This window comes from Psychrobacter sp. M13, assembly GCF_030718935.1.
Classification (GTDB): domain Bacteria; phylum Pseudomonadota; class Gammaproteobacteria; order Pseudomonadales; family Moraxellaceae; genus Psychrobacter; species Psychrobacter immobilis_G.
Window position 1 is genome coordinate 1,293,480 of sequence record NZ_CP132194.1, and the last position, 19,019, is coordinate 1,312,498.

Genomic DNA, 19,019 nt, shown 5'->3' on the forward strand with positions numbered 1-19,019 from the left:
AGCGCCCATGTCACTACAGTCACCACAAGCCAGCTCGCCATCGCTGGTGCTCAAGCTGACCATTGGGCTCATTGGAGTATTTGCCTTTTTACAGGTGTATTCGATACAGGCGATACTACCTGTGTTAATGACCGATTTTGCTGCGACTGAGGTACAGGCAGGGATGATCGTTGGTGCAACGATATTAGCGATTGCGATTATGTCGCCATTTTTGGGGATGTTATCGGATGCTATAGGTCGCAAGGTCTTTATCGTTGGCGCGTTATTATTCTTAGCTATTCCAACAGCGCTTATTGCGCAGAGTCCAACGCTTGGCTGGCTAGGATTATGGCGCTTTATGCAAGGTCTATCCGTGCCTGGCATCACGGTGGTGGCAATTGCTTATATAGGTGAGGAGTTTGAAGGCAAGGCAGTGACTGAACTAATGTCCTTTTATGTGTCAGGCGCGGTGCTTGGCGGCTTTATGGGACGCTTTATACTAGGGCATTTAGAGGAGTTTATCGGCTGGCGACACGCTTATTATGTGATGGCTGGCATGACCCTTATTGGCGCGGTTTGGGTGACGAGAGCCTTGCCCCAATCACGCTGCTTTAGGGCCAATCCTAACTTTCGCTCTGCTATAAAAACTCTTGGCGAGCATCTGACCGATCGTTATGTGGTGACCGCTTGTCTGCTCGGCGCTTGTGTCTTGTTCTCACTGGTGGGCTGCTTTACCTTTATTAATTTGCATTTGGCTAATACGCCTTATGAGCTGAGCACTGGTCAGCTAGCGAATATTTTTGCCGTGTATCTAATTGGGGTCGTTATCACCCCATTGACCACTTCTCTACTCAATCGATTTGGCTCAGCGCGAACGATACAAGTGGCAGTAGTAGTGTCGATGCTCGGCGTGCTCTTGACTCTGATGACACCGCTATGGGGCGTAGTGTTAGGGCTGGCGGTTATGTCTACTGGCGTGTTTGTCACCCAAGCGGCAACGATTAGTTACATTGCTGTCAATGTAAAAAAAGGTCGTTCACTAGCCTCAGGGCTGTATTATATGGGCTACTATGCAGGTGGCACATTGGGCGCGTGGCTATGCGGTATTGCTTATACCCATGGACAATGGTCGCTTACGGTATGGCTGCTGTTATTTGTGCAGGTATTGGCGCTATTAATGGCAAGTTTTGGCATGATTAAGTCCAAGCGTACCGCCAAGCTAGCTACCCATTAAAAGTGTCAAGGCTGTTTTTATAAAAGCTTATAGCTTGTATGAGATTTTTTATTATACTGTTTATCTATAAAAGCGACTTAACCCATAAAGACTAATTCAACGATGAAGGAGTAATTGATGGATTTTTCATTAACCGATGAGCAAATTGCTTTTAAACAAACTGCAAAGCAGTTCGCTTTTAAAGAGCTGCAACCAAACGCGGCTACTTGGGATCGAGAGTCCTACTTTCCAGTAGAAGTCATCAAGCAAGCGGCTGAACTTGGGTTTTTGGGCTTATATACGTCTACAGATTACGAAGGTTTAGGCTTATCGCGTTTAGATTCAGCTATGATATTTGAGCAACTGGCTTGGGGTGATACCTCTATAGCTTCCTATATGACCATTCATAATATGGTGTGCTGGATGATTGGCGAGTATGGCAGCGCGTCATTAGCGCAGCAGTATGTGCCACAGATGGTCAATGGTGAGTTACTCGGTAGTTATTGTCTAACCGAGGCCAATGCAGGCTCAGATGCTGCTTCCTTGCGTACCAAAGCTGCTAGAGATGGCGACTATTATTTATTAACAGGCGAAAAGGCTTTTATCTCAGGGGCAGGCGCGACTGATGTGTTAGTCGTTATGGCACGTACAGGTGCAGCTGGGCCCAAAGGTATTTCTGCATTTGTCGTTGATGCGCATAGCGAAGGCATTGAGTACGGTAAGAGCGAGCATAAGATGGGCTGGAAGGCGCAGCCAACGCGTACGATCAGCTTTAATAAGGTAAAAGTTCCAGTGGCGAATCGCTTAGGCGAGGAGGGCGAAGGCTTTAAAATGGCGATGAAAGGCTTGGATGGCGGTCGTATTAATATCGGTATCTGTGCGGTCGGTACTGCGCAAGCCGCGCTTGAGACTGCGACTAGCTATGTCAAAGAGCGCAGTCAGTTTGGTAGTCCGATAGCAGATCTGCAATCGGTACAGTTCAAGCTGGCTGATATGCTTACTCAAACGATTACCGCGCGGCACATGATTTATTTAGCCGCCAGTAAAGTCGATAGCCATGATCCCCAAGCTGGCGTCTATTGCGCGATGGCAAAACGTCTATCAACTGATTTGAGCTTTGAGGTTGCGAACCAAGCTCTACAGTTGCATGGCGGCTATGGTTATCTCAATGATTATCCGCTTGAGCGCCATGTGCGTGATTTGCGTGTGCATCAGATATTAGAAGGCACCAATGAGATTATGCGCGTCATTATCTCGCGGCAATTGCTACAAGAGGACGGACTAGAGCCATTGTATTAGGATGTTTTATCTATTTAGAAAACTCTAACTGTGTCACAGCACGTTCCCTTTTTTCACCCTAATTTTTAAACCATATAGGCCATTTTATGAGCGCAGCAAACGATCCTAAATATGATACTGACATAAGTAATAACAATGTTAGTAGTGCCAAAACCAACGAGCGTCCAGCAGCAGATGCTCCTGTGATTTTTACGACCGAAAAAACTACTAGCGGTCATTATCTAGGTGTTATGACCTTAAACAGCCCAAAGTCTCTAAACGCGCTAAGTGTAGAGATGTGCCAGCTGTTATCACAGCAACTTGAGCAGTGGCAGACGCAACCTGAAATAGTAGCAATACTGTTAAGGGGAGCAGGCGATAAAGCATTCTGTGCAGGTGGCGATATCCGTAAGCTCTACGACAGTATGGGCGTCGATGCGCCAATGCCTAACCCTTATGCCACTGAGTTTTTTGGTGATGAGTATAAGCTCTATCGGCAGATGCACTTTTATCCCAAGCCGCTAATCTTGTGGGGCGATGGTATTATCATGGGTGGCGGTATGGGGTTGATGGCCGCTTGTAGTCATCGGATTGTCACTGAGCGCACACGTTTTGCGATGCCTGAGATCACTATCGGCTTATTCCCCGATGCCTCTGGTAGCTGGTTTTTGTCGCGTATGCCAGCCAAAACAGGACTATTTTTAGGGCTGACGGGTGTGCACTGTAATGGTAATGATGCCTTATTTACGAGTCTTGCAGAGTACAGCGTTGATAGCCAAGATTACGATCTGCTCTTGCAAAAGCTATTAGCAAGCGATTGGCAGTCAGTATTTGACTCCAGCTATCTCATCAGCGCCTATAGTATAGTCAGTCGCACCTTAGCCAAGATGCCCAAAGCCGATCTTGATCAAAGTAAACTGGCGACTCATTGGCAGCCGATTCAACAAATCATGAATAGTGGTGACTTGCTAGATATCGATGCGCTATTGCGAGATGATAGCGCCTTAGCTAAGCTTGATACGGCATTTGCTCAAGACCCTTGGGTACAAAAAGCCATCAACACCTATAAACAAGGCTGTCCAGTTACCGCCGCGCTTGCCTTTACGCTGTATCATAAGGTTGCACAGCTCTCTTTAGAGCAAGTCTTGTATTTAGAGCTGAATGTTGCTGTGCACTGCGCCGCCAATCCTGACTTTAAAGAAGGGGTACGCGCACTGCTTATAGAGAAAGATAAGAATCCAAAATGGTCACGCCAGCTCGTGGATTGTTTTAGTGCTGAGGGGCAAAGTTATATTGATCAACATCTTCAAAATCCTTATCAATCAGGTCAGCATCCTTTGTCTACTTGGTTAGGGGATGACGCTCTTAGTGCTCAATATGCCCGTTAGGCTAGACTAATTAGATTGAGCTTATACAAATACAGCTAATAAAATACAACTTTTTCTTAAAACGTAGCATTAATATAAATAAGAAATACTAACAAAATACAACATTTGTGTTACATGTAGTGGTATACCATACGCGGTGTCATAATAGGCGTCACTGATAGATGTTGTAAAAATGAAGTAAGGTTTGACTTGTAACTCCTAATTTTAAATAAGGTTTAGTAGCTACTCTATAAAACTGATTTGCAGGTGTAATGTAACCACAAAGCCTGTATAGCCAGGTTGTATTAGTAATCATTACAATTGCTATGCAATATTTACATAACAGTAAATAAAAAGAGTGCTTTTAGGGGTGACTTTTTGAGCCAAAATTGTTTTAATCTGCTCAACAAACTGATTGTTTAAAACAATACCAAATAATCGTTTTTTTCGGGCTACATTTCATACTTTAGGAGAACCACCATGAGAATTATTCAATTAACGGCAATTTCTGCCGCTGTTTTAGCTTCAACTGCTGCTCTAGCCGCTGAGCCAGTTTATATGGTTGACGGTAATGCAGTACAGCCTACTAACTCGTCTAATTATGCTTATGAAGACAGAGGTGTTATCCGTAATACTACTGGTGCGGTAGTTGGTGGTATCCGTAACACTACTGGTGCACTAGTTGGTGGTACTAAAACTATCTTCGGTACTTTGTTAAACCCAGCCTCTATCAGCGCTGAGGTTGGTTCAATGGGTTATGGTGCTAACTTAGGTTACAGTATCAACGATAAAGTTGAACTACAAGCAGGTTGGGCAGGTGGCGATGTTGCTGATCTATTCGGTGGTGACTTCGACGCTAACGACGTAAACTATGATGTAGATGCTGATTTTAGTAACCCGTACATGGGTGTTCAGTTACGTCCAGCAGCGAACTGGTTCACTATGGGTGCTGGTATCATCGTTCCTGACAATGATATCGAAGTAACCTCTAACCCTAATGGTGGCATATACAAAGTTAATGGCAACCAGTACAATGCTAATGATGTAGGTACTTTGAAAGGTACTCTTGAGCATCGTAATGAATTAGCACCTTATGCTACTATCGGTTTCCGTCCTAACATTACTAATAACTTCGGTGTGTTCGGTGAAATCGGTGCTGCTTACCTAGGTAAAACAGATGCTGACATTAATTCAGTTTCTAACAACCTTGTTGTTAGAGATGAGACTGGTGCGGTAACAGGTGAAACTTCTTCTAGCGTAGCTGCAATAGCTGAAAGAGAATTGGAAGATAAAAACTACGCTGAGTGGTTACCAATCGTTAAGTTAGGCGCAACTTACCGCTTCTAATTTATAAGAGACTTAGATCTCTTATAAATAGTAAAGTAATAAAAAACGACCCTTTGGGTCGTTTTTTTATGGCTGAAATCTACTGAAGTAAAACTTGTAAATGTCTAAAGTGATCGACTAACCATGTATTTTTTACTAAAAAACAACAATCGTCTGTTGTGTTGCAAGAATCATAAGCTGACGGTTAGCAGCGTGATGATGGTTCAATTGAATAGATGAGCTATCAGCTATATCATCATTTTCAACTAACTGTCTAGCCAGTGCCGTATAAGGCACACCCAATCCTGCTGCTAACTTATTTTGATCAATTTTAATTAAGCTTTCTTTGACTTGCCAAAGTAGCTTGACTAAATAATCGCGTTTCGCGTTTGGTAATAGCTCTAGTATCGCAATTTCACTGGCATGATAATAACGTTTGGCGACTTTCCAAGCTACGGTATTAACCTCAACATCAATACCGACAGCTTGCTGATAGCTGATAGCTACCGCGACTTTATCCGCCGAATGGCTAAAGCATACATAGTAGCCATGACGGCTGAGTCTATAGGGGAACGCCAACTCATCTAAAGTATCTACGATAGCCAGCTCAGTCAGTAGCCTTTGTAGCAGTAGTCGCACACCGTTGCGTTGATTCTGACGTTTTGAGGTTTTATCTGTCCAAGCGTCTGACCCTACTATCGGCACAGTCAGCGCTAAGCTTGCTGTAGCGCAATAACTATTAGCATCAAGCTGAGTAAACTGAATATTATTAAGTGATATCATAAGTGCAAACATCAGTATTAGTGAGTGTTTTAAAGTTTTGTGTTGTTAAAGACAAGCTCAATTTTAATGCTAAAAAACCCAGCAATAATAATATCACTGGGTTAATTTTATAACAGCTGGTTGATCAGAGCGTGTTGGACGCTTTTATAATTAATAAGAGAGCTCAGCGCGACGATTCTGCGCGTAGGCCTCTTCACTATTGCCAGCTACAGCAGGACGCTCTTCGCCGTAGCTAATCACACGGATATTATTAGGCGCGACGCCTTGACCTGCTAAATAAGCACTAGCGGCTTGAGCACGGCGCTCACCTAGAGCGATATTATATTCACGGCTGCCACGCTCATCGGTGTTACCTGCGATCAGTACGCTGGCGGCAGGATTTGAGCTTAATAGGTTCGCATGTTGATTAAGAATGCTTGCAGATTGAGCCGTAATAGCACTACTGTCAAAGTCAAAATAGACTACCGCTTGCAAGTTGTCAGCAGCGCCAATGATAGCATTAGAGTTATTAACTAGTGCGCCGCCAGTATAACCAATTTGACCACTTGGGATACCTAAAGGTGCAACCACAACCTCTGAGGTTGCGCGTTTGGTAGCACAACCTGTGGTTATCGCAACGGTAGCAGATAATACCGCTAGAGCTGCAATTCTGCCAAAACGTTTAGCGGTCGTATTAGAAAAAGTAGTATAGCGTGACATGTGAAGCTCCTAAGTGCTTGATAAATATTTTTATTGTCAAAACGGATGCAAAAATTGAGCAATTGCTGCTCATAGTAGAGTCGGTGTTAAGATGTGTAAGTAGTATTACTGTAAATCTGATCGAAGTCTACTTATTATTATGTAAGTGGTCATCTATTTACATATCGAATGGCTTTATCAAGCGATTAAAAGGTGATACATGTCTTTATTGATAATTTTTGATTATGTCTTTCGATTATGTTTTTTTAGTGATACCGCCATGCGATCATTATAACGACTGCTATAAATTATCATTTACCAGCGACGCTTATCCCAGTTCTCAGGGTTGGCCCAATAATCGCTATTTAACCAGTTTGGCAATTGCTTATAATCATAAATGTTAAATTGCCAAATAGTTATATCTAAGGCTGCGTAAGGAGCGGCTTGCTCATGATTAACGATATCTAAAGGTATCAGGCCATAGTGACGCAGATCGATCTCTTGGCTTACTGCGATTATCAGGTGCGCCGCATAGAGATCACGGTAGCGCATCATTAACGGAATATAAGGCTGTAGTGTCTCCTCTGTCAATGTCGGCAACCAAAAGCACGCCAAGTTATAGCGACTAAGAGAGGTTTGTTTTGCTAGCGCTAGTAGAGTAATAGCCGTAGCGTTTATCGCATAACTTGTGGCTGTATCAGCATAAGCTTGATCATTCAGAAGCGACAAAGCGTCTTTATTCTCCGTAACCCATAATAGATCTGTATTTTTATCTTTGTCCTTTAGCGTCGTCGATAATTCGGTCACGTAGGCTACTAGTAATGGTAGAGTGACTTTAGGAGACTTAAGATTATTTTGCATAATGATTAACCATAGTACTGACCATTCTTTGATAGGGTTGCGCCTGAAAATAAACTATACTTGAAATAAAATTTTATACCAACCCAAACAGACCCTGATCTCGACAAATTATTTATTTAAATAGGAAGTATCATGTCAATTACCGACAATAATAACACTATTATCAATGCCCAAATGCCTGATGTTCCCGATCACAATCCTAGTGAACATAGTAATAAGATTAATCTAAAAGACTATCAGCCACCAAGTTTTACGATAAAAACGGTGGATTTGGATATCAAATTATTTGCTGATGACGCCACAGTGGACAGTAAGCTGGTCATGTCACGACAGAGCGCAGGTGATTTGGTACTGTTCGGTGAGGATATGGAGCTGCTCACTATCAAGCTTGATGGCGAGACACTATCGACCGAGCGTTATCATCAAGATGCCAATAAGCTGACGATCACCGATGCCCCAAATGAGTTGACCTTAGAGCTACAGGTGAGAATCTGCCCACAGACTAATACTGCGCTTGAGGGTTTATATATAGCGGGTACAGGCGCGGAGACGATGTTTGTCACGCAGTGTGAGCCTGAGGGGTTTCGTAAGATAACGTTTTATCCTGATCGCCCCGATGTGCTATCGGTCTTTACTACCCGTCTTGAGGCTGATAAGCTTTTTCCAACGCTGCTCGGCAATGGTAATTTAGTTGAGCAAGGAGAAGTCGCAGGCGATACCGATCGTCATTATGCGATTTGGCACGATCCGACTAATAAGCCGAGCTATCTATTCGCCTGTGTGTTCGCTGATTTAGCAGTGCTTACCGATCAGCACATCACCAGTGAAGGTCGTGAGGTCACTCTTGAGTTATTTGCCAAAGCCAGTGACATCGATAAATGTCATGTCGGTATGCAAGCGCTCAAAGACTCGATGGTCTGGGATGAGGTCAATTATGGCCGTGCTTACGATTTAGATCGCTATATGATCGTAGCAGTAAGTCAGTTCAATATGGGGGCTATGGAGAATAAAGGCCTTAATATATTTAATACCGCTTGTGTGTTATCGAGTCCTGAGACCACGACTGATGCGCGTAGCTTTAATGTCAAAGCCGTTATTGCCCATGAGTACTTTCATAACTGGACAGGTAACCGTATTACCTGTCGCGATTGGTTTCAATTATGCCTAAAAGAAGGTTTTACGGTGTTCCGCGATCAGTCGTTCTCAGCCGACCAACAGTCGAGCGCGGTACAGCGGATCGACGATGTAGCAACCTTGCGCGCTCATCAGTTCGCTGAAGATGCAGGGCCACTTGCGCATCCTGTGCGTCCTGAGAGCTTCGTTGAGATCAATAACTTTTATACCGCTACGGTGTACGAGAAAGGCGCTGAAATCGTGCGCATGATTGCCAATACACTTGGGCCAGATAACTTTAGAGCAGGTACTGACGAGTACTTTCGCCGTTACGACGGACAAGCGGTAACGGTTGAGGATTTTTTATCTGCGCTCAGTATTACTGATAGTAAGGTTGAGGACTTTATCGACTGGTATCGTCAGCCAGGTACGCCTGTGCTATCAGGTCATCAGCAGTACGACAGCGAGACACAAACGGTAACGATTACCCTGAGTCAGCAGACCCGTCATGTTGCTGGATTTGATGCGCCAAAGCCACTACCTATCCCTGTAGCGACCGCGCTTTTTGATAGAACTACAGGCGAAATTATTGGTGAGCGTATGCTGTTGCTCGAGCAAGCAGAGCAAACCTTTAGCTTTGACAATATTAGTAATGAGCCAATAGTGTCGTTATTGCGCGACTTTAGTGCGCCTGTACAGCTCAATTATGATTATCAAAATGAAGACTTAGCGTTTTTGCTCACGCATGAGACTAATGGCTTTAATCGCTGGCAAGTAACGCAAATGCTGGTTAATCGAATCTTATTGCAAAATAGCGATCCAAAGGTATATTTAGCGGCTTTAGCCAAAACCTTGCCTATGCTTGCAGCTACTGATGCAATGTTAGCCGCACGCCTGCTCGATATCCCATCAGCACAAGAGCTGGCATCAGCTATTAGCACGGATTATGATCCAGAACAAGTTAAAGAGCAGCGCCAAACGCTGTACAGTCAAGTTGCCGAGTCCCTAAAAGATAAGTTAGCGGAGCTTTATGAGCAGCTGCCACTACAGCCTTATTCAGACACACCTGAAGCATTAGGCACGCGGGCATTGCGTAACGTGGTGCTTGATATGGCTCTGACGGCTCAAGTTGATGGTGCTGATCAGTGGGCGCAGCAGCAGTATGATAATGCCAGCTGTATGACGGAGCGTTTGGGCGCGCTAAAAGCGATGGTTAATCATCAGCATTTATCTGCCGATAAGTATTTAGCTGACTTCTACAAACGCTTTGCTGCTGATGATCTGGTGATAGATCTGTGGTTCAGTGTGCAAGCCTCTAGCGCTCATGTAACCACTGATATTATCAAGACTTTGCTGGCGCATGACGACTTCGATTGGAATACACCAAACCGCATACGCTCAGTGGTAAGTGCTTTTACCGCTCAGCCTGCGGTATTATGGACCGATGAGGGTTTGGATATTTATATTAATGTGATCAAAAAGCTGGATGAGGCAAACCCTGTGATGGCGTCACGATTACTACAAGTGCTAGCCCGCTGGTACACCTTGGTCGAGCCGCGCCGAGCTATGGCACATGACAAATTGGTTAATTTGCAGCAACAAGCGACGTCCAAGCATGTGCTTGAGAGTTTGGATAGCGTATTGGGAGCGGCGAATAAGTAGGCACAATTAAGCGATCAGCTCAAAAAGTCAATTAATAAAGGCTGTCTTAACTAAGATGGCCTTTATTAATAATTATAAAATACAAGCGAATCACTAGTTTTTGTTAGATATCTTTTTAAAATAGTATTAGGGGTGTTTGGGGTATGGATCTAAAAAGTATTGAAAAAATGGAACAAAAATCGGGCTACGGTCGCGGTGAAGCACTGCGAATGGGCTTAGTATTGTTATTCATTATGGGTGTTATGTTGTTTACACACTTTAATACTGCTGATGTTCCAAATCGTTTAATGCTGATAGTAGCGGCGATGATTGGCGGTTATATGGCATTGAATATTGGTGCCAATGATGTGGCGAATAATGTGGGCCCCGCGGTAGGTTCACAAGCTTTGACTTTGATGGGTGCGATTTTTATTGCAGGGATATTCGAGGCAGCCGGTGCACTTATTGCTGGCGGGGATGTGGTTAGTACTATCAAAAGCGGTATTATCGACCCTAGTATGATTGAGGATAGTTCGGTCTTTGTCTGGGTGATGATGGCCGCTTTACTGGCGGGAGCGGTATGGCTTAATTTTGCCACGGCAATAGGGGCACCAGTATCGACGACGCATTCTATTGTGGGCGGCGTTATGGGTGCTGGTATAGCAGCAGGCGGTTGGGGTATTGTTAATTGGAGTCAAATGATAGCGATAGCCTCAAGTTGGGTGATATCTCCAGTCTTAGGTGGCATCATTGCCGCTGCTTTTTTGATGTTTATCAAGCATACGATTACTTATAAAGACGATAAAATAGCCGCCGCTAAGCGTATGGTGCCGCTACTGATAGCTATAATGGCATGGTCATTTAGTAGCTATCTCATCATGAAAGGCTTGAAAAAAATATTTGAAGTTAATTTTTTATCGGCAATCTCTATTGGACTTTTTATCGCTATTGTCACCTACTTTATAATCAAGCCCTTCATTGTCAAGGCCGCTGATAAACTTGAGAATGACAAAGATTCCATCAATGCGCTATTCACTGCGCCTTTGATATTTGCCGCTGCTATGCTTAGTTTTGCTCATGGGGCTAACGATGTTGCCAATGCTATCGGGCCATTAGCTGCAATTAACGATGCGATTACCAGCGGCGGTATCGCTAGTGAAGCGGCTATTCCGCTATGGGTAATGCTGGTTGGCGCTATCGGTATCGTATTGGGCTTAGCACTATTTGGTCCTAAACTTATTCGTACGGTCGGCTCGGAAATCACAGAACTCAATAAGCTACGTGCCTTTAGCGTGGCGATGGCAGCGTCTATTACAGTCATTTTTGCCTCACAATTAGGCTTACCCGTCAGCTCTACCCATATTGCTGTAGGCGCTATCTTCGGTGTGGGATTCTTGCGTGAATATATCAAAAAATCCTATGATATAATGGTCGATGAGATTATGCAGCACCATAAAGAGTCTGAACATGAAGTGGTTGAGACTTTTTTAAAGGATTTTCAAAAGGCAACGGTAGCGGGCAAGCACAGGATGTTGCAAACCCTAAAACAAGAGAATACGGCTACTGTCTTTACTAAGCGTGAAAGGAAAAACCTAAAAAAGGTATATAAAAAAGAGCTAGTAAGGCGCTCAGCATTGCTAAGAATCGCTGCTGCTTGGCTCATCACTGTACCAGCCTCTGCTCTATTAGCGGCGTTGATTTTTTATACTATTAGAGGGGCACTGCTGCCTTAATATTCTTATCAGTACTTTTATAATAGTTATCGATACAAATAAAAAGCCCACCTAAATAGGTGAGCTTTTTATTTTTTATAAAGAGTGCAGCTCATCAAGTGAGCAAGTAAATATAAGTAATTAGCGAGTAGGTAAGATGTCTTTTACCATATCGCGCAAATTATGCAGGGCCGTAACCGTGCTATCCCAATCGAGGCAACCATCAGTGATCGATACGCCGTATTCTAACTGGCTTAGATCTGCGGTGAGTTTTTGACTGCCGCCTTTTAGATGGCTCTCAATCATCATACCGATAATCGACTTATTACCGTTTTGAATTTGCTCAGCGACGTTATTGATGACCATCGGTTGCAGGTAAGGGTCTTTACCTGAATTGGCATGGCTTGAGTCAATCATAATCTTATTGCTGGTTTTACCTTGAGAGAGCGCGTTTTCGACTTGCTCAACAGCAGTAGCATCATAGTTAGGCTTGCCGTTACCGCCACGCAATACGACATGGGCGTATGGATTACCTTTAGACTTGATGATAGATACTTTGCCATCTGAGGACAGACCTAAGAAGCTATGTCCTGCTTTTACCGCCTGCATCGCATTGACCGCGACAGTCATACCACCATCAGTACCGTTTTTGAAGCCGACGGGGCAAGATAAGCCTGAGCTCATCTCACGATGCGTTTGACTCTCAGTAGTCCGTGCACCAATCGCCGACCAGCTAATCAAGTCTTGCATATATTGCGGAGTGTTTGGATCGAGCGCTTCGGTCGCGCAAGGCAAGCCCTTTTCATTTAGGTCAAGCAGTAACTTACGGGCGGTGCGTAGACCTTTTTCGATATCGAAGCTGTCATTCATATCAGGATCATTAATCATCCCTTTCCAGCCGACAGTCGTACGTGGCTTTTCAAAATAGACGCGCATAACGACAAAGATACTATCTTCGATCTCTTTAGCGAGTACCGCCAAGCGATCTGCATATTCGTGAGCGGCTTTTATGTCATGGATTGAACAAGGGCCGATCACCACAAAAAGACGGTGGTCTTTATCATCTAGGATGTCTTGAATCGTATTACGACCTTTCAATACCGTTTTATAGGCGGCATCTGACAAAGGCAGCTCAGTTTTTAGCTCAGCTGGGGTAATTAAGGGTATGAACTGTTCGATATTCACGTCATCGATATCTGCATTATGAGTAGCTAGTGTGGTCATGATAATACTTCGTATAGCCAATTTATAGGAATAGTTATTATGCGTTGAAAACAGTGCGTTGACAAGGGCAGTCGCAATTTTATTAAAGGGCAACTGGTATTACCTGATAACTGGAATGTCAAAACCAATAATTTGTTATACTCATCCTTTTTAGAGCCCCTCATTCATAGCGTGTTAATAATAAGAAGAGTTTTCATGGCCAATTCTATCGCCCCTGTTAAGCATACAGAGCTACTCTCTCAGGCACAGAATCATCATAAACCGCCACTCGTGATAGGTATAGTGGCAGGTGAGGTATCGGGTGATAGCTTAGGCGCGGACTTTATGCGCCAGATGAATGCTCTGCGTGACGATATCGTGTGGGTGGGTGTTGGCGGTACCAAGATGCAAGCTGAGGGGCTACAAAGTATTTTTCCGCTGGCGCGCTTGGCAGTGATGGGCTTAGTGGAAGTTCTATCGCAATTGTCCGATCTTTTTAAGGCAAGACGCGAGCTATTGACGGCATTTGCAGACGCTAATATTGACTGGTTTATCGGTATTGATGCGCCTGATTTTAATCTGCGCGTAGCCAAGAAGCTCAAACCCAAAGGCATATTTTGTGTGCAATACGTTAGCCCATCGATCTGGGCGTGGCGCGAATCACGTATTCACGGTATCAAAGCCGCTACTGACTTAGTGCTATGTTTATTTCCGTTTGAGCTGGCCGTTTATGAGCGTCATGACCATCCTGCTATTTGTGTTGGACATCCGCTACTACATACTATAGATAAGCACTTGGAGCATACGCCTACCAATCAATTACGTAGTGAGCTGGTCTGGCATAACGATGGTTTGCAGCAGTTTTTTACCACCCGTTTCGCCGAGGTCAGTCAACTGGTCTGTGTGATGCCAGGCTCACGGCGCGGGGAGATTACCGCTATTTTACCGTTGATGCTCGATGGTATCCAAAAGCTGCTATTGCTCGATCCGAATCTATGTTTTATCGTACCAACGGTCGATCAAAATCATCAGTACATTGTCCAAGAAGTGATTGACAAGCGCTCTGAGCAGCTACGTGCCGCGATAGTCGTGGTCTATGACGAGAGCCTGCCAGCCTTTAGCCAGCAAGCCATGGCGGCCTCAGATATTGTCCTATTAGCGTCAGGTACAGCCACCCTTGAGGCAATGCTACTTGAGCGTCCAATGGTCGTGGTTTATCAATTGAATAAGATGACCTACAGAATAGTCAAACGCTTAGTCAAAGTCTCCTATGTCGCCTTGCCGAATATCTTAGTCAATCACGCTATTGTGCCAGAGCTTATTCAAGAGCAGGCTAGTGGCGAGAATATCTGTCGTACTGTTATGCAATTACTTCAGCCAAGAGCTTATAGTGAACAATTACAGGCTCTCAAAGATACTAAGCACATGCTACAACAACAGAGCAATCATGACCCTGCAACTAGTGTCATTGAGCACTGGTATCTAAAAAACAATGCCAAATAAAAGCTGTCATCGTCAACTGAGTTATCATTAACGAAGCTGAGCATAAGCAAATTATCATCTATAAAAAGTTAATTTATGAGCTATTATTCTAGTTTGGACAAAGCCGTTATCTGTATTGAAACCACTATCGAACGTATCGATGTTAAGGGGCAACACCTCAGCTTAGCAGCACCTATTTATATCAGAGGTGAGCTAAAGGCCGCTGATCTGTGCAATGAGTTGCAATCCTTTACTCAAGATTTAGCTCAAGCGCCGTTACAGATCGGCATCGATGAAGCAGGTCGCGGCCCCTTACTGGGCAGTGTCAATGTGGCTAGCGCACTATTGCCAAGCGCTTGGTCGGGACTCATTGAAGATAAGCCCTTACAAGATACGCCACTATCTATACTCACCGACTCCAAACAGCTTAGTGAAAAAAAGCGCGATATTCTCTATCCGTTAGTACAGCAGCATGCGCTAGGCTATGTGATCGCCGATATACCTGCAGCTATCATTGATCAAATCAATATCTTGCAAGCTACGATGCTGGGTATGCGCTTATGTACTGAGATCTTATTAGAAGCAATAGCACCGTATGTTACTAACGATGCCAAGAGCGCGTCTGAATCAGTATCAATTGAAGTGTTATACGACGGTAATCGCTGTCCTGAGCTTAACTATGACAAGCTGGCCCAAGCAGGGATAGAGCGTGCCAACATCGATAGCCAAGCGTGGGTGAGGGGTGATGCGCGCCATACTAGCATTGCCGCCGCTAGTATCTTAGCTAAAGTCAGTCGTGATAAAGCGATGTATGCTTTGGATGCAAACCATCCACAGTATAATATTGCAAAGCACAAAGGCTATCCCACCCGCGCTCATATCCAAGCTATCGATGACTATGGGGTATTAGAGGCGCATCGACGTAGCTTTGGGCCAGTCGCTAAAAAGCTAGCCAAGAATAAAAACGTCTAGAATGAAAGCGGTCATTATAACAATGACAAGAGTAAATAGGGCAGTGCATGAGCGCCAAAGCATTTAGTCAGTCATCTAATAAGCCGTTAATAGTATTAATACTACTTTTGCTATTACCTGCCTATGATGGCGCAGATAGGACTTATCTAAAGGCGATATATATAAAAGATTTAGATGCCTTTATGGTCAAAATGGTCGCTGCAATTGCTAATTTTCGAATGACTGATGACCTTGATCCAGCTAGTAGCTTGCCAGATAATAATGCAGATAGCCAAGCTGGTAAGCCAGCTTTTGAAGATACTATGGCGGATGACACTATAGCTGCTAGCCATTCGGATAATGGTAGCAGCTCTGATAGAAATGCCGCTAGCATTGCCAATAATGAGATCAATCTAGCGCGGACAAGTTGCGGGTTAAGCGATTTATCAGAGGATTCTGAGCTGGAGAAAATGGCAGTTACTCATGCCAATTATATCAATTATGTTTTTGCAAACTCGACACCAACGCTCTTTAACGCGCATTCTCAAAGACAAATTGACGATATTGCAAAGGTAACAGGTCGCAATAATCCGTACTTTACAGGTGATGAGCTCAAAGAGCGCTTGCAGAGAGCAAACTATAATAACATCGCTTATGGCGTCGCTGAGAACATTGCTCAATCCAGCTACTATCATTCTCTTGGTGATATGGTCGCATCAGATAGTGCGTCACGGTCTATGATTAAGTCGTTGCTTGCTGCCCCTTATCATCTGCGGGCGTTGATGATTCCTAATTCTAGCGTGACAGGTACGGGCGTAGTCGCTTTCAAACCTTACGATAAAGATGCCAACACCTATCAAAGCTACGCTCTAGTCAACTATGCCGCCGCCACCAAAACCAGCAAAGATGTCAGTTATAGCGGTATTTTTACTTATCCTTGCCAAGGGGTGACAGATACCGTCACAGCGCTGTATAACGAGACGCCAGATCCTTTTAGAGGCACGCGCAATCTGCAAACCAATCCCATCGGACAACCTATCTATATCAATGTGCCTACTGCTACAACCATAAAGATCAGCAACGTCAGCTTCTATGATGTCGCACGTAATAGCGAAATACCCATTCAGCTACTAGATACTGATCAAGATCCCTATAAAAATACCAGCTATGAGCTTCCTGCCAATGAGGCTTTTATTTTGCCGCTGACAGATCATCTCAAAAGCTGTGAGCATCGACCTAAAATTGGTGAAAATTGTGGTCTGTATGGTAATAGCCAATACCGCGTAAGCTTCGATGTCATGATAGATAGTAAAGCATTCATCAATAAAACCTTTACCTTTAGCACAGGTGAGGTAAGTTATTAATTTCAATATATTATTTAACAGCGCTTAACAAACACTTCTAAATAAACTATTTATCTTCTCTAAAATCTTGAACTTGCAAGTCGTCCGATTAACAGAAATACTTTGTAAAAAAATGTTTAACTATCCTATTTTTTAAATATAGTGCGTCGCTTAGGCACGCTTATATCGATAAAACAGGATAGATAATGACTGCAATACCCGCATGGAAGCATTTAGGGTTGGCTCTTTTGTTTATACCATTTGTTATAGGCTGTAACAGTAACCAAGCATCAAAAAAATCAATTCGCGCGGCAACACCGCAAGATATGGCTATGGATAGCCGAGCTGCAAAACCTATCAAATCAATAAAAACCCCCGCTCATAATCACCCTGTGGTTATCATCAATGGCAGGTCTGCCAGCCATAACAAAGCCGCGGTTACTATCTCTAACAATGAAGTTAATGTAGCTCGCAAGCGCTGTGGATTAAGTACTCTGTCAGATGATTTAGAGCTTGAAAATATGGCCATTAATCACGCAAACTATATTAACTATGTGTATGCCAACGCCGCGCCAACAGTCTTTAACGCGCACTTTCAAAATAAAATCAGCAATATAGCTCATGTCACAGGCGCAAGTAACCCTTTCTTTAGTGGCGATGGTATAAAAAAGCGCTTACTAACGGCAAAGTATAGTAAAGCTTCTTATGATGTTTCTGAGAATGTTGCGCAATCCATTCACTTTAATTCTTTTGGTAATATTGTCGCGCCCAGTATCGCAACGCGATCCATGACCAAGTCACTACTGGCCGCGCCTTATCATTTGCGCGCCCTGATGAAACCTAACTTAAGCTTGCTAGGGTCTAGTATGGCCGCCTACAAGCCTTTTGGTAAAGATGCTAACACCTATCAAGGCTATGTTTTGGTCAACTATACAACGGCAACACAAGCGACCAAAAACACGACAGTTAACGGTGTTTTTACTTATCCTTGCCAAGATGTTAAAGGAACCGTTACCGCACTCTATAATGAGACGCCAAATCCTTTTAAGACTAAGCGCAACCTGCAAACCAACCCTATTGGACAGCCTATCTATATCAATATACCCTCTGCGAAATCGATGAAAATCAAGCAAGTGAGCTTTCATGATGTTGCGCGTGATAGGGAAGTGCCCATTCAAGTATTAGATGCCAGTCAAGATCCCTACAAAAACACTATCTATGAGTTACCTGCTAATGAAGCCTTTATTTTACCGCTAACCGACCACCTCAAAAGCTGTGAGCGTAAATCCATAAAGAACACAAATTGTGGCCTTTATGGTAATACTGACTATCGGGTTAGTTTTGATGTTTTGATAGATAACAAAAGACTCGTCAACAAATCTTTTACCTTTACAACAGGTCATGTAAATTATTAAGACTAAAACGACGAATCAGGCTGCTCTAAAAACGCTAATTCTTCAGCAGTTGATTGACGACCCAATATTTCATTACGATGCGGATAACGACCAAAGCGTTCAATAATAGCACGATGCTTATGCTCAAAATTCAAGGTGCTCTCATCATTTAATTGCTCAAACAGCGGTAAATAGCGCTGATGAATAGACAGAGACTCAGAATGCATAAAGGGCATGATCGTAAAACGGCGCCACTCCATAGGTAGCATATCAAACTGAGACTGTTTGATAGCCTCTTGCGCTAAAACCACTGACATACTATCTTGAGTAAATGAGCAGGCTTGATTGCGACATAAATTACGAGAGAACTGATCTAACACGATAATCTCTGCCAGTCGTCCTGCTAGATCCTCTAAAGCATTCGGTTTATTGCTTTCGCCACGTCGCCAAAAACTAAGCTCGCCTTGACAAGCTTGTTCCCATAAATCGGCAAACTTATCGTCAATTTTTTGATCAAAGCTATCGTCCTGCACAAACCAATACGGCTCGTTTGCTGGATTAAACCAAAACTCTAATACTGCACGGGCATCAGGGTAGAGTAGGTCAAAATCGGATCTTTTAAAGAACTCATTGTGGTCAGTTACAGTGGTCATAAGCTATTCTATTTAAGATGAATTTAGTCTACTATAGCGAAA

Annotated in this window: 15 protein-coding genes; 10 read left to right on the plus strand and 5 right to left on the minus strand. The window is 43.6% G+C overall.

Annotation, left to right across the window (positions count from 1 at the left end; genetic code table 11):
- Nucleotides 1-7: 7 nt before the first annotated feature.
- The 4 genes from Q9G97_RS05455 to Q9G97_RS05470 all read left to right on the plus strand — a co-directional run bounded on the left by Q9G97_RS05455 (nt 8) and on the right by Q9G97_RS05470 (nt 5,184).
- The gene (locus Q9G97_RS05455; RefSeq protein ID WP_305900276.1) at nt 8-1,213 is read left to right on the plus strand and encodes an MFS transporter; all 1,206 of its coding nucleotides are present in this window, start codon (nt 8-10) and stop codon (nt 1,211-1,213) included.
- A gap of 117 nt (nt 1,214-1,330) precedes the next feature.
- The gene (locus Q9G97_RS05460; RefSeq protein ID WP_305900039.1) at nt 1,331-2,491 is read left to right on the plus strand and encodes an acyl-CoA dehydrogenase family protein; all 1,161 of its coding nucleotides are present in this window, start codon (nt 1,331-1,333) and stop codon (nt 2,489-2,491) included.
- Between the two features lie 86 nt (nt 2,492-2,577).
- The gene (locus tag Q9G97_RS05465) at nt 2,578-3,858 is read left to right on the plus strand and encodes an enoyl-CoA hydratase/isomerase family protein (protein WP_305900040.1); all 1,281 of its coding nucleotides are present in this window, start codon (nt 2,578-2,580) and stop codon (nt 3,856-3,858) included.
- Between the two features lie 459 nt (nt 3,859-4,317).
- Entirely contained in the window at nt 4,318-5,184 is an 867-nt protein-coding gene (locus Q9G97_RS05470) for a hypothetical protein (RefSeq protein WP_305900041.1), read from the plus strand.
- Between the two features lie 135 nt (nt 5,185-5,319).
- On the opposite strand, the gene Q9G97_RS05475 is transcribed toward Q9G97_RS05470, so the two are convergent.
- From Q9G97_RS05475 to Q9G97_RS05485, 3 genes are all read right to left on the minus strand, one after another.
- Nucleotides 5,320-5,946 carry a 4'-phosphopantetheinyl transferase superfamily protein gene (locus Q9G97_RS05475; protein WP_305900042.1) on the minus strand — a complete coding sequence of 209 codons (627 nt, stop codon included), beginning with the start codon at nt 5,944-5,946 and terminating at the stop codon, nt 5,320-5,322.
- Nucleotides 5,947-6,096: 150 nt separating this feature from the next.
- Nucleotides 6,097-6,645, minus strand: coding sequence for a peptidoglycan-associated lipoprotein Pal (gene pal, locus Q9G97_RS05480; RefSeq protein ID WP_305900043.1), 549 nt, complete (start codon nt 6,643-6,645; stop codon nt 6,097-6,099).
- A gap of 294 nt (nt 6,646-6,939) precedes the next feature.
- Entirely contained in the window at nt 6,940-7,485 is a 546-nt protein-coding gene (locus tag Q9G97_RS05485) for a DUF6231 family protein (RefSeq protein ID WP_305900044.1), read from the minus strand.
- A 174-nt stretch (nt 7,486-7,659) separates the two neighbouring features.
- Here Q9G97_RS05485 and pepN point away from each other — a divergent pair, with 174 nt between their 5' ends.
- Entirely contained in the window at nt 7,660-10,260 is a 2,601-nt protein-coding gene (gene pepN, locus Q9G97_RS05490; protein ID WP_305900277.1) for an aminopeptidase N, read from the plus strand.
- Between the two features lie 167 nt (nt 10,261-10,427).
- Nucleotides 10,428-11,972 (plus strand): inorganic phosphate transporter, encoded by a 1,545-nt coding sequence (locus tag Q9G97_RS05495; protein ID WP_305900045.1) that lies wholly within the window; start codon nt 10,428-10,430, stop codon nt 11,970-11,972.
- A gap of 120 nt (nt 11,973-12,092) precedes the next feature.
- Here Q9G97_RS05495 and Q9G97_RS05500 read toward each other — a convergent pair whose 3' ends face one another.
- A complete protein-coding gene (locus Q9G97_RS05500) occupies nt 12,093-13,175 on the minus strand; it encodes a 3-deoxy-7-phosphoheptulonate synthase (protein WP_305900046.1) in 1,083 nt (360 codons plus the stop codon).
- A 195-nt stretch (nt 13,176-13,370) separates the two neighbouring features.
- Here Q9G97_RS05500 and lpxB point away from each other — a divergent pair, with 195 nt between their 5' ends.
- From lpxB to Q9G97_RS05520, 4 genes are all read left to right on the plus strand, one after another.
- Nucleotides 13,371-14,657 (plus strand): lipid-A-disaccharide synthase, encoded by a 1,287-nt coding sequence (gene lpxB, locus Q9G97_RS05505; protein WP_305900047.1) that lies wholly within the window; start codon nt 13,371-13,373, stop codon nt 14,655-14,657.
- Between the two features lie 75 nt (nt 14,658-14,732).
- Nucleotides 14,733-15,608 (plus strand): ribonuclease HII, encoded by an 876-nt coding sequence (locus tag Q9G97_RS05510; protein ID WP_305900048.1) that lies wholly within the window; start codon nt 14,733-14,735, stop codon nt 15,606-15,608.
- A 47-nt stretch (nt 15,609-15,655) separates the two neighbouring features.
- Nucleotides 15,656-16,951, plus strand: coding sequence for a CAP domain-containing protein (locus Q9G97_RS05515; RefSeq protein ID WP_305900049.1), 1,296 nt, complete (start codon nt 15,656-15,658; stop codon nt 16,949-16,951).
- 185 nt (nt 16,952-17,136) lie between these two features.
- A complete protein-coding gene (locus Q9G97_RS05520) occupies nt 17,137-18,345 on the plus strand; it encodes a CAP domain-containing protein (protein WP_305900050.1) in 1,209 nt (402 codons plus the stop codon).
- A gap of 2 nt (nt 18,346-18,347) precedes the next feature.
- On the opposite strand, the gene Q9G97_RS05525 is transcribed toward Q9G97_RS05520, so the two are convergent.
- Entirely contained in the window at nt 18,348-18,977 is a 630-nt protein-coding gene (locus Q9G97_RS05525) for a DUF924 family protein (protein WP_305900051.1), read from the minus strand.
- Nucleotides 18,978-19,019: the final 42 nt, after the last annotated feature.